This window comes from Chlorobiota bacterium, from assembly GCA_016710285.1.
Classification (GTDB): Bacteria; Bacteroidota; Ignavibacteria; order OLB7; family OLB7; genus OLB7.
Genome location: JADJXR010000001.1, coordinates 2,313,396 through 2,326,113 on the forward strand (window position 1 = coordinate 2,313,396; position 12,718 = coordinate 2,326,113).

9 protein-coding genes and 1 tRNA gene are annotated in these 12,718 nt (G+C 57.9%); 3 read left to right on the forward strand and 7 right to left on the reverse strand.

The window, feature by feature from the left end; translation table 11 throughout:
- Positions 1 to 3 precede the first annotated feature (3 nt).
- From IPM61_08310 to IPM61_08340, 7 genes are all read right to left on the reverse strand, one after another.
- Positions 4 to 783: an ABC transporter permease subunit gene (locus IPM61_08310; protein MBK8911323.1), complete on the reverse strand. Its 780-nt coding sequence runs from the start codon at positions 781 to 783 to the stop codon at positions 4 to 6.
- Positions 780 to 1,640, reverse strand: a complete 861-nt coding sequence (locus IPM61_08315; protein ID MBK8911324.1) for an ABC transporter permease subunit — start codon at positions 1,638 to 1,640, stop codon at positions 780 to 782. Before IPM61_08315 ends, IPM61_08310 begins: the two co-directional genes overlap by 4 nt.
- Entirely contained in the window at positions 1,618 to 2,859 is a 1,242-nt protein-coding gene (locus IPM61_08320) for an ABC transporter substrate-binding protein (protein MBK8911325.1), read from the reverse strand. The genes IPM61_08315 and IPM61_08320 overlap by 23 nt, the downstream gene beginning before the upstream one ends.
- Positions 2,860 to 2,985: 126 nt before the next feature.
- Positions 2,986 to 5,976: a TonB-dependent receptor gene (locus IPM61_08325; GenBank protein ID MBK8911326.1), complete on the reverse strand. Its 2,991-nt coding sequence runs from the start codon at positions 5,974 to 5,976 to the stop codon at positions 2,986 to 2,988.
- A 217-nt stretch (positions 5,977 to 6,193) separates the two neighbouring features.
- Complete coding sequence (locus IPM61_08330) at positions 6,194 to 6,889, reverse strand: DUF2064 domain-containing protein (protein ID MBK8911327.1); 696 nt, start codon at positions 6,887 to 6,889, stop codon at positions 6,194 to 6,196.
- 166 nt (positions 6,890 to 7,055) lie between these two features.
- Positions 7,056 to 8,633: a T9SS type A sorting domain-containing protein gene (locus IPM61_08335; protein ID MBK8911328.1), complete on the reverse strand. Its 1,578-nt coding sequence runs from the start codon at positions 8,631 to 8,633 to the stop codon at positions 7,056 to 7,058.
- A gap of 131 nt (positions 8,634 to 8,764) precedes the next feature.
- Entirely contained in the window at positions 8,765 to 9,400 is a 636-nt protein-coding gene (locus IPM61_08340) for a hypothetical protein (protein MBK8911329.1), read from the reverse strand.
- A 289-nt stretch (positions 9,401 to 9,689) separates the two neighbouring features.
- Between IPM61_08340 and IPM61_08345 the strand changes: the two genes are divergently transcribed.
- From IPM61_08345 to IPM61_08355, 3 genes are all read left to right on the forward strand, one after another.
- A complete protein-coding gene (locus IPM61_08345; GenBank protein MBK8911330.1) occupies positions 9,690 to 10,877 on the forward strand; it encodes a glycosyltransferase family 4 protein in 1,188 nt (395 codons plus the stop codon).
- 113 nt (positions 10,878 to 10,990) lie between these two features.
- Positions 10,991 to 11,064: transfer RNA gene (locus IPM61_08350), tRNA-His, on the forward strand.
- A 98-nt stretch (positions 11,065 to 11,162) separates the two neighbouring features.
- Positions 11,163 to 12,614 (forward strand): glutamate--tRNA ligase, encoded by a 1,452-nt coding sequence (locus tag IPM61_08355; protein MBK8911331.1) that lies wholly within the window; start codon positions 11,163 to 11,165, stop codon positions 12,612 to 12,614.
- Positions 12,615 to 12,718 lie beyond the last annotated feature (104 nt).

Sequence of the window (12,718 nt, forward strand, 5' to 3'; positions counted from 1 at the left end):
GAGTTATCCAACCCGTAGGGCGATTTTTCGGTTCCCCCACAGCATCGCCAGCGGCGGAACCATCAGCAAAATGCTGGCCCCTGCGGCGTAGTAGATGTTGGCTTCGCCGGTGTACAGATAGACCACCATCGGAAGCGTCTGCACCTTCCCCCCGCCAATAAGCAGCGTAAGCCCGTATTGAAACCAGGAGAAGAGGAACGTCTGCAAAAAGCAGAGCAGCAACGCCTGGCGCGAGACCGGAAGGAGCACCCGGCGGTAGGTCTGCAAGGTGGTTGCGCCCAGCATCCGCGCCGCTTCCTCTAGGGCTTTCCGCTCGGCATTCCAGAAGCTGACGAAGAAGATGACAGCAAAGCCCAACGCAAAGATCATCTGGGCGATGATGACACCAACGCCGCTTCCCACCAGTCCCAACCGAAGGAAGATCACATGGACGCAAGCCCCCAACACCACCGGCGACATGGCAAACGGGATGTACGACAAAAAAAGCAACCCCCGCCGCCACCGGTGGTAGCTGACGTACCGCGCCGCCAGAAACCCCACCGCCGTGGACCCAACCGCCACCACCACCGAAATTATTATCGAGACCAGAAGGCTTTGGACCAACCCCTGCTCCCGCTCCCAGATGGTTCCCCACAACCCCAGCGACAAGCGGGGCGGAAACAGATGCGGGAAGGTCCATTGCTCGGCAACGGAGAGCAGAAGCAAGTATGCAATGGGGGCGGCGAACACCAGCCCGGTGGCCGCCGCAACAATCGTCAAAAAAGGGTTGCGCCGATTGCTCATTGCGCTGCCGGATGGTCCATTCTGCGCCACGCAAGGGCAATCAGCAGCAGCGAAAGAATGGTGTACAGGATAGCGCAGATAAACGCTTCCGGTTTTTGCTGAAGGTCGAACATCGCGTAGTTCCGCATGGTCAGGACCGAGATCATTTGGGGGGATTGCGTGCCCAGCAGAAGCGGGACTTCGTACACGCCAATCACCGCCACCAAATGGAGCATCACGGTGGGGAAAGCGCGGTGCAGCAGAATCGGGACCGCCACCCGCGCCGCCCGCTGGCGGCGGGTTGCGCCGATTGTTTGGGCCAACTCCATCAGCTGGCTTATCCGCTGGCTGTGCCACAGCTGCGCCAGCAGCAGCGCAAAAAATGGAACGCCAACCATCACCTGTGCAATGATGATCCCAACGCCGTACTGGTCGTTCACGATTCCCGGAAACTGCGCTGGGGTTTGCAGCAAGCCCAGCGCGTACGCAATCCGCGCCGCCACCCCCGACCCCGAAAACCATTGCAGCACAACAAACGCCAGCACCGTTCCGGGCAACGCCAGCGGAATGGTGGAGAGATGCGCCAACCACCCCGCCGTAAGCGAACGCCGAACCGTCAGGACCAGCAGCAACGCCGCGCCCAGCGTGATGGCCGTTGCCACCACCGCCACCCCAAGGCTGAAAGCGAACGATTCAAAAATTTGGTTCCCTTCCTGGAATGGCCGGCCCCAATACTGCAACGTGAACCCCTGCGACAACAGCCCCGAAAGCCCCAGACTGTAGCCCAGGGCATATGCCAAACCGGCAGCCATTGGAACAATCGCCACCAGCACAAACAACAGGAATCCCAGGCGGTCAAGGTTGCTTCTGGATGACATGAGTTCTGAAATCATCGAACAATCGGATCATGTACTCCGGCGCAAGCTCCATCAAGGCTTTGGGCTGTATCTGCTGGCGCGGTGGGGCATATCGCCGCCCGGGGACGTTGCGGAATTTTGCACCCCACTCCGCCGGCAGCCGGGTGATATCCAGCACGGTTCCATCGCCCCAAACGTTCGGGTCCAGTTTCCGCAGCTGTGCTTCCGGCGATATCAGGAAATTGCAAACCACCATTGCCCCTGCTTTGTGGGCCGAGCGTTTTGCAATCCCCATGTAATGGCTGTTCTGGATTGTTCCGGCATCCAGCACGTAGGCGCGCGCGGTGTTGGGGAAGATCCCTTGCAGCACCTTGTTATCCACCTCGCCATCGTTGTTGCTCATGGTGAAGTTGACCTCGCCATTGGCAAACATCTGGTGAAGCGGAGCAACGGAGGATGGGTAGGTTTTCCCCTCTTTCCAGAAGTATGGCTTCAGGCGGTTGATATATTCCCACAGCTGGGCCGAGTAGGTTGCGTATTTGGCGGAATCGAACGGGCCGGCAATCTGTTGTTCCCCTCCGGCAATGTCAATCAGCAGCGACTTCAGGAAGGTCATGCCGGTGAAAGAATTATCGAACGTGAAGGTTCCCGGGTGGGCTTTCACATACTCCTCCAACTGCTGCCGCGTCCGTGGCGGGTTGGGAACGCGCACGGTGTCGTAGATGATTGCAAGCTGGACGTTCCCCCACGGGCATTCGTAGCCCTCCACCGGCTGCTGGAAATCGGTGTTGATAAACCGGTTGCCAAAATCAATCATCGCGGCGTTCGGCAGCTTGTCAACAAATGGACCATGCAAGGCTTTCACCTGGCGCAGTTGGTAGAAGGTTTCGCCGTTGATCCACATCAGGTCATAACTGCTCTCTTCTTTCCCCGCCTCCGCTTCGGTCATCAGGGTGGAGACGATGGAGTTCCCCTGGTTTCCCACAATGTTCAGCGTCACCCCGTACTGGTTCTTCAGGGCTGGGGCAACGTAGTTTTTCATGTAGTCGTTAATCAGCGGGTCGCCCTGCCACATGGCAAGGGTGACGGTTTGGCCGCGTGCCTCGGCAGCAATCTGCTCCCACGATGCGCTGCTGGGGTCAACCGTCGGCGGCTTGCTGTCGGGCTGCTGGCCACAGCCGATTGGGAGCAAGAACAGGGCAAGCAAGCAAAAGGCAAGCAGGAGTGTTGGGAATTTCATGGAGAAATTGATTCAGAGATTGGTTTGGTAGCTGGGGCGCGTTGCAACAGAAATGCCGTGCGCCCGTGGGCAACAATGCAAGCGGGGAAGGGGCAGCTTCGCGCTTCCCCTTCCCTTGCCATGCTGTTAAAAAAGGAGCCGAGCGCCGAACTGGAATTGGCGAAGCGGAGCAATGTTCCGCTGCACCACCGGGTCGCCAACGTTCCCCACTTGAATCTGGTTGCTTTGCGTGGCGTTGTTGGCGTAGCCGCTCAGGTTCACAATGTTGAAGGCGTTGAAGATGTCGGCACGGACCTCCACCTTCATGGCATTGCTGACCGGGATGCTGTACTGAATTCCCAGATCAACCGTTTTGGACCAGGGGAGCCGGTCGGCATTCCGCTCCACGCCTGGGGTGCGGTCCACGTTTGCCACATACTGGTCGCCGTAGCTGGTTCCGTCGCCGTTCAGATCGGTGGTCCCAAATTTGGTGCCGTCGGCAACGCGGTTTATCGGCTGCCCGCTTTGCAGCAGCGCGGCAACGGAAACGCCCAGATCGGCAATGGGGTAGTAGTAGAAAATGCCGCTGATAACATGGGTGCGGTCGTTCACCGATGGCCCCCACTCTGCCTCGAAATTATTCCCATCCTGCGCCTTGAAGTTGATGTCCTCGGTGTTGTTGTAGGACCGCGACAGGGTGTAGCTTAGGCGGTAGCCGTAGTCGTCGGCCCCTTTCTCTTTCACCACGTTCAGCGATGCCGCCATGTACTCCCCTTTCCCCTCCATTTCCGTCATCACAATGTTTTTTGCCCCGCCTGGAACCACCGCGATTGGGCGGGTGGAGTCGGCAGCCGAGGTGCTGCGCACCACCACGTTTTGCGGGTCAATCGGGTGTAAGGCCGGCGCGTTCAGGTTGTACAGCCGGGGAAGATTGCTCGACTTGGTGTACATCAGGTCCGCGTAAAACAGGGTGTTATCGTTCAGCTGATATTGGTAGCCCAGCGAGACTTGATGGGTCATCGGGTTCTGGTATCCGTTCGGGTTCAGGATGCGCCGCTCGTTGCTGGTGGCAAGCGCACGCGCGCCTTGTTGCGACTCGGACGACGGCCCTTGCAGATAGGTCACGCCGCTTGATATGTCGGCAGTGACGTTGCCGTCGTAGGTGATCTTATCAAGGTCAGTATCGGATGGCAGCAGCCCGCGGTCAATCAACTGCTGAAGCTGCTGGCGATACCCTGCCGAGGTGGAGTTCTGCTGCAGTGCGTCGCTGTAAATGGCGTACAAAATCTTGTCGTAGAACAGCCCGTACCCGCCCCGGATAACGCTTTGCTCATCCAGCTTGTAGTTGAAGCTAAGCCGTGGGGCAATGTTGTCAAGGTCGCCCGCATCGCTTCCGCCAACCGACAGGTTGTCGTAGTCGTAGCGCAGGCCGATTGTGAGGTTCAGATTGCTGCTGACCGAGAAGAGGTCCTCGGCATACACGCTGATGATATTCTGCCGTTCGCCGAACGATTTTGGCTGCAACTCGATGCTGTAATTCAGCACAGCAACGTTGGAAGGAATGTCGTTGATCCCCAGGCCCGCGCCAAGCTGCCGTGCGGCAAGGTCGCGCTGCTGTTGGCCGTTTAGCTGCACCGTGTAGTTCCCGTTCGGGTTGCCGCCGCCGGTCAAGGCAAAATCTGCCGAAAGCAGATCCACGCCGAACTTCAGCCGGTGGTTCCCCGTGGTCAGGCTGATCTTCTGCTGAAGATTGATGGTGTTCTCAACATCATCAAAAACGTAGCCTGGATGCCCAAGCACTGCCAGCGCGTTGTTCCCGCTGGAATCAAGCACAAAGACTTGCGGGCTTGTGGGGTTTGCCGGGTTGGCGTAGTTCCAGCGGAACCGGCTGAACTGCAGGTTCCCTTCGTAGGTGAAGTTCTCGCCGGTGTAGATATTCTGCGTCCCAATCAGCACGGAATTCCGGTCCTGGGTGTTGGCCGATGACGGGAAACCGATCCCCCCTTCCAACCCGCCCCCTTGCCGTTCGATCCCCACCAACCCAACATTTGCCCGCAGCGATGAGCTGAACCGCTCGCTCCAGAAATGATTCACTTTCAGCGAGGCAAAGCTGAAGTTGTTGGTCCCGCGCACCGTTTCGCTGATGTTCAGCTGGGGGACCGAAAGAAGGTTGTCCTTCAGGTCAATCGTCTGCTCAAAATTGGCGTAGAAGAAAGTGCGGTCGGGAACGATTGCGCCGCCAACGGCAACCCCGGCTTGGTGGCGTTGGAATCCATCTTTCACTTGGTTCCCGGAAAGGTCACGCTGGGCGTAGGGATTGCCGGCATCAATCGAAGGTCCCGGGCGGACAAGGTAGAAGACCTCACCCGAAAGGTCGTTGCTTCCGGAGCGCGTGGTGATGTTGAAGATGCCGCTTCCGGTTCTGCCAAACTCGGTGGAGTAGTTGTTGGCCAGCACCGTGACGCTTTGCGCGAAGCCGCTGGGCATGGCAAATTTCTGCCCCCCCAAGAAGTTCTCGTTGTTGTCCATCCCGTCCACCAAGTAGTTGGCGTACAGGCCGTTCACGCCGTTGATGCTGACGTTCGGGGCCTCGGTGAAAAAGCCGGTGGCTTGGGTGACGTTCGGCAGGCGGAACAGCACGCGCGTCAGGTCGCGCCCTTCCACCGGTAAATCTTCAATCTGGCGAGTGGTGATGGTGGAGGAGACCTCGGCGTTGATGCTGTTCAACTCCGCTTCTCCTTTGCCGATCACGGTAATCGTGCGCGACTCCGCTGTCCGTTTCGGAATCAGCACCAGGTTGATGCTGCGCGGTGCGTTCGACCGCAGCACAATGTTGGTGACACGCCCCGGAAGGTATGCCTCGGAGTCATCGGTGGCGATGGAGTACGCGCCCGATGTTGTCAGCCCGAAGAATCGGACTTTCCCTTGTTCGTTGGTGGTGGCGGTGTCGCGGAATCCAATCGCGGGGTTCTGCAACGTCACCACGATTCCAGCAACCGGCTGGCGTGTGGTTCCGTCGCTGATCGCGACCTCGATATCCTCCGCCACCGCAGCCGTGGCTGCCAGCGCGGCAATTGCCGAAGTGAGTAATGGCAAACGCTTGATAAGCGTGCGTAACGGTAGTGAAGTATGCTTCATTAGGTTGTGTGTTGTTGCTGTAACCGACGTGTGATAACGTGCAGCCATCCCCACAGGAATGGATGGAGTTCAAACAATCCGCAAAGCATCCCAATGGCCCACCCCAAACGGAGCGTGGCCGATGCAAGCAGAACGCAAGCCAAATGCAAAAAGAAGCAGACATAGCACAGAGAGCTACGCCGCAATGCAAAGGCTGGAATGGAAAGGGAATGTTAGATCAGCGTCGGTGGCTGGGGGGAGCGGGAAGGTGCGGACGGGCAAGCGCCATCCACGTGGAGTGGGGGGAACGTGAGTACGGCTGAATTGGGGAAGGGGTCAGCACCCCGCTGGTGAAGCCGATGAACTGGCGGAGTGCGCGCCGGGCCGCAGCGGTGCGCCACGTGTCGAAATCAGCGCGGACCGGACCAACCGAAACCGCTTCGGGGAGTTGCAGCAGCCCGGCAAACAGGGCTTCGGTTTGCCACGGCAGCGCAGCAAACTCCGTGAAGTTGACACGGCCAGCGGCAAGGCCGATGATGTAGGCTCCGCCATCGCGTGCGGGGGCAGCGGAAACCGCAAACCCTTGATCGAGCGTGGCAAAGGCGGCGGCAATTTCGTTTGGGGCGATTGTTGGGCAATCGTTGCCAACCATCACCGCCTGCTGGTATCCCAGCGCAAACGTGTCGCGGAAGGCGTTGGTAATCCGCTCGCTAAAATTGCTCCCTTTCTGCGGCAGTGCCGTCAGCCCTTTGACGGGCGTGGACCCAACCACAACCAGATCGGTAGCCGGCCCCGCACTTGTAAGCAGCCGCTCGGTGATGGTTCTGTTAAGCTGCCGATATCCCCCCGCAACACACCCCAGCGGAAGCGGCTTCAGCAGCCCTTCTTCCCGCTCGTCCCGAAGGAAGAGAATAATTGCGCGGCGTGTGTTCATGCGTGTTGAAATCGCGAAATAGAGAGATGAATGGAAGGGAAGATAACGTTGTTCGCTTGGCCACTGCAAGCAAGCCCTGGGAAAAAACTACGAGAGGATGGAGATTTAAGATTGCCCAACGATCCGCGTAGTATCTATCCCCGCCCGGCAGATGTACTCCACAATTTTATTCTACGATGAACAACTGCACGCGGCGTTGGCCGTTGGAAGAAACCTCAAGAAGGTACGTTCCGGCGGGAAGCTCCGGCAACGGCAGCGTGCGAAGCCCGGCGGGGAGCATCGGAAGTTCCTGCTTCGCCACACGTTCCCCGAAGCTGCTGAAAATTTGGAGCATGATCGCCGATGGCCTATCAAGCGAAAACTGCACCGCTGCTGCGCCAGTTGTTGGGTTCGGGAACACCCGCATCGTTGCGGAAGTTACCGCCGCCCGCTCGGCTGCTGAGGTCACCACGGATGGTTTCTGGTAATAGACCTCCTCGGCTTCCCGCACAAGCTCTTCTAACTCCGGCACAACGCCTGCGGCTGCGGTCCCATTTCCACCACAGGTGGTGGTTTGGCTTGGCACGCTATCCAGCACCATGTAGGCTACGGCAAAATGGGCAACATCGCCCGGCTTCATCGTGAAAGGTTGCGAGCCAAGCAGCACCACTTGATCGCCGGCAGTGGTGTCGGGTTCAAAGGATTGTTTCCGCAACAAGGCCGCACGATCTAGGTCGGTGATGGGGTAGGGGATGGAGTCGGACCGCCGCCATGCAGCAAAGCAGCCGACCCTTCCCAGCGTGCGGTAGCTAAGGCGGCTGGCGGTGTCAATCGGGGAGCCGGGTTGGATTGTTGGTGCTTCTATCAGTGCCATTGCCAGCGCGCCCAGTTTCCCGTCAGGCTCGGGATCGCTCCAGGCGTAGCAGGCGCGGAGCGAAAGATCGCGTGCGTAAAAAATGGCATGGTCGTCGCCACGGCGTTGGCCAATGTCCGGGTCCGAAATCTGCGCAACGACACACTCCGAAAGCGTCTGGCCGCTGATGTTGGTGATGGCATATTGAACAATCACTCCATTCCTGAGCGGCCCACTTTTCCAAGCATAGACGTTCTGCTGAACCTGCAACCCGATTGGATATCCGCGCTCGGTTGCGGCGGCGGGGGTGATCTCGTAGCGTGAAAGATCGCGGTCGTGGTAGCGAACGGTGAACTGCTCGTCGGCAAGCTCAACAAACGCAGGATAGCTGTAATCCCCCATTGCCCGCTTGTTGTTCGCTGGCTCGAAAACACCAGGATACAGGGGTGTGGCAGAGGCTTGGGTGGGGACCAGCCACAAGGGCCAGTTTGGGCGGTTGCCGCCGGCTAAAGGTTGCCCGCTCCAGCGATCGTACTCGGTGGAGTGATAGACGATGGGGGGGGCGGCGGTGTCGTTGGCAAAAGCATCGCCGGGGGTTGCCGCGCTTCGGTTGGTGACAGGGTTGTAGGTGGAAAACAGCAACTGCTGGGTGGTGTCGCCAATGGTGCGTTGCGCCCCAAACCACAGCCCACCGCCAAACAGATATTGGGATTTGCTTCCGCGTGGCGCGGTGAAGTTTCTTGTTCGTGTGGAAGGGTTGTAGGCGATGACTCCGTTGTTTGTCACGGAGAACTCAACATTGCTGAGGGTGCTGGTTCCCACCGAGTCAATGGTTTGGGCTGTTGCTGCAATCGTGCCAACAAACGCAGCAAGGATAGGGAGAAGGAAGTGGGTTGCTGGGTGCTTCATCATTGTTCATTGCCAGAATAAAGGGTGATCGGGTCGTGCATCATGGAACTATGATAAAGACAACGATCCTGGCAAAAGTTCTCACCCGCAGATAGTGCAAAAATTTGGTAGGTGACGGGAAGGCCCAGCATCAGCTATCTTTTAAGGGTGATGCGGAAGGTCCCGCCGTCAACAACAACTTCATCGCCGTTGGCATTGCGGGCAACAAACCAAAAGCTCCCGATGATAACCCCAAGCTCTTCATCAATTTTCAGGATGTGGATTTCCCCGCGAACAATCGTTGTGTTGTACGTGTCGGGGAACCCCCCCTGCACTTTCCGTTCGTACGTTGCCCCGTAGTAGATTGGGCGCGAGGTGTCAATCCCCTCCTTCGGGGCGATGTACGGGCCGTTGATAACATACACCCCGGTGTCGCGGATTCCATCAAGCCGCAGGGAGATGATTTCGTAATCCCCCCCAAGCCCGTCGCGGGTGGCTTGGATTGTTAGGTAGTAGGCCCCTTTTACTTGGGCATTATAGACATCGGGGCGCAGGACTTGGGTGGCGAACACCACTTGCTGGGTTCTGTTATCCACGTTGATGGTGGCGTAGATGCTGTCGCCGGGGCTGCGGGTGAAGATGGAGTCCTGCAAGATGGCCGCATCGCGGGCGTTCACCTGGGTGACGACCGGAGCCACGGTTAGCGGGTCGCGGCACGCAGAAAGGCAGATGATGCCAAGCAATCCCAGCGCCATCAGCGATGCTTTGATATGGTGTTGCTGTATCCTCAATGCCGTGCTTCTGCAAACGGAAAGAAACCCAGCCGTAACCCCTTTCTAAAACCGGGGCAAAGCTACTGAGAAAAGTGATTGAAAAGTGAACAGTACAGCACCAGAACAAAAAAAATGGGGGAAGGTTACGCGGGCCAAACGGAAGCAGAACGAAGATTGCAACAGAGGAGCCTTCTTGCGGCAAATCGGCAATCAGTATTTTGTTCCCCAAGCCTTTCTCCGCTCCAAAAAGTAATGCAGCAACAAACCACTACCTTGCTTCAATCAACAATAACCGATTTTTTGCCCCATGAATACTCCGCTGCGCATTGCATTGGTTCATGCTGCGGATGCTCGTAGCGTCCGCACATGGTCCGGAACGGCATACTTTTCTAAGCAAGCCTTCCAACAATATGTGGGGGATGTGGTGGATCTTACCCCCGCCCCATTTAGTGTCACTCCATACAAGGTGGCAGGGCAGGTAATCAAAACGCTGGCAGGGCGCAGATATGATTACGCTCAGGATCGCCCATTTGCCCAGCGATTAGGGAAACATTTCTCCCAGATATTGACCCAGGGGAAGTATGACCTTGTGTTCTCCCCGGCTGGGTCCGCAACCTTAGCCTACCTGCAAACGGATGTCCCCATCATCTACTACAGCGATGCCACATGGCGCGTGCTGCATGACTACTATTACTGCTACACCAACGTGCTACCACGGATGGCCAAAGCTGCTGACCTGTTTGACCGACTATCAATCGAACGCGCATCGCTGGCCCTGTTCAGTTCCGATTGGGCGGCGCGGTCGGCAGTGCACGATTATCAGGCCGATCCATCGAAGGTCCACACCGTTTTTATCGGCGCAAACTTGATGGACCCGCCAACCCGCGCCCAGGCACTTCAGCGCGAAGCAAGCGATCGTATCCACCTGCTGATGGTCGGGGTCTCGTGGGAAAACAAGGGGGGAGCAATCGCCCTGCAGACGTTGCAGGCATTGCTGAGCCGGGGAAAAGATGCGTGGCTGACCGTGGTTGGCTGCAAGGCTCCGGAAGGAGTGGAGCATCCAAGAATGCGGGTGATCCCATTCCTGAACAAGCAGATCCCTGCCGAGCAAGAGCGGTTCCAGGCCCTTTGGCGGGAAGCAACGGTGTTCATCCTTCCAACACGGTTCGAAGCTGCGGGGATTGTCTTCTGCGAGGCCGGGGCCTACGGCCTTCCGGTGGTGGCAACCGCAACCGGCGGGGTCGGCTCGCTGGTGAAAGAAGGGGTTAATGGATACACGCTATCGCCGGAAAGCGGAGGGGAGGAATATGCCAAGAAGATTTTGGAAATTACCAGCGATGCCGGGGCCTACCGGCAGCTGTGCCACAGCAGCCGCGAGGAGTATGAGAAGCGATTGAACTGGGATGTGTGGGGCGCTCGCGTGGCCGAAATCATCGAAACCCAGCTGCCGCAGTTTCGGGGAAGAACCAAATGGAGCATGCTCCAAAAAAAATAGATCACAAGGCTGCGGAAAAAGAGCGTTCTCCAAACTCAATTTTACATTCCACGGTTGCTCCGCCGCTTGGAATCCGCTAAGTTTGCCACCCCTGATTTGTAGTCCGAGTTATGGCGGGTGTAGCTCAGGTGGTTAGAGCGCCTGGTTGTGGCCCAGGAGGTCGTGGGTTCAAGTCCCATCACTCGCCCGCAGGAAAAAGCACTGCTGTTGTCGGTGCTTTTTTCGTTTGTGCGTATCGGTATGCCGTGCGCGCACGGTTTGCTTCCATTCTTACCAAACTCAGTTATGGTTCGCGTTCGCTTTGCTCCGTCGCCAACTGGGCTGCTGCACGTTGGCGGCCTTCGGTCCGCGTTGTACAATTACTTGTTTGCCCGCCACCACGGCGGAAAGTGCATTCTGCGCATCGAGGATACCGACCAAACACGCTACGTTGAAGGGGCCGAACAAAATATCATCGAGATGTTCCGTTGGGCTGGCATTCAGTTCGATGAAGGGCCGCACGTGGGGGGGGAGTTCGGACCGTATCGCCAATCGGAACGGACCGAGCTGTACCGCCACCACGCCCAATTGCTGATTGAACGGGGCACCGCCTACTACGCCTTCGATACATCGGAGGATATCGAGCGGATGCGCGAACGCCAGCAAAAGGCGGGCATTGCCCCGAAGTACGACCGTGCTTCGATGCGGAACCAGTTCACGCTGGGACCGGAGGAGACCCAGCGACTGCTTGCCGAAGGTGCCGAACACACCATCCGCCTGTTCGTTCCGCTAACCGGCGAAACCCGCACCACCGACATCGTCCGCGGCGAAAGCGTCTTTGCCAACCGCACGATTGATGACCAGATTTTGCTGAAGTCCGACGGCTTCCCAACCTACCACCTGGCCAACATCGTGGATGACCACTTGATGGGCATCACCCACGTGATCCGGGGGGAAGAATGGCTGCCGTCGTTGCCAAAACACGTGATCCTGTATGATGCCTTCGGTTGGGAGAAACCGCAGTTTGCCCACTTGCCACTGCTGCTTAGCCGCGACCGGAAAAAACTCTCGAAACGGGATGGCGACGTTGCGGTCCAGGACTACCAGGAAAAAGGATACCTGCCGGAAGCATTGGTGAACTTCGTGGCACTGCTTGGATGGAACCCAACTGCCGACCGCGAAATCTTCACGATGGAGGAGATGATCGCCATGTTCGATCTGGAAAAGGTCAACAAAGCCGGGGCGATTTTCGATGTTGACAAGCTGAACTGGATGAACGGAATGTACCTGCGCCAGCTCCCCTCCGAACGCCTGACCGATGAGCTGATGCCACTGCTTCAGCAAGCCGGAATCAATGGTGCCGAACGCGAGTACGCCGCTGCGGTGATGAACTTGGTGAAAGAACGGATCAACTTCGTGAGCGACCTGCCGGAGTTTGCCGACTACATGTTCGGCCCGGTGAAAAACTTCGACGAGGAGTACGCCGCCAAGCATTGGAAACCGGAAACCACCGGGCAGATTTCCGAGATCGCAAACCGGCTGGATGGCCTAAGCGATGCCGACTGGAACACCGCAGGGATTGAAGCAGTGATCCGCGCCTACGCCGAAGAGCTTGGGCTTTCGGCAGGGAAGCTGATCCACCCGCTTCGCTACGCCATTACCGGCAAACGCGTTGGGGCGGGAATGTTCGAGACGATGGAGGTCCTGGGGAAAACGGAATCGCTGCAACGCCTGCGCACGCAAGCTGCGGCGCGGTAGCTTCCGCACAAACGCAGGGGCGCGCGCGGACCAATCCCGCCATTCTCTTCCTGAAGAAATTTTCTTTTGAGAGGATTTCCTCCAGCGAAATAGAGAGCAGTGAA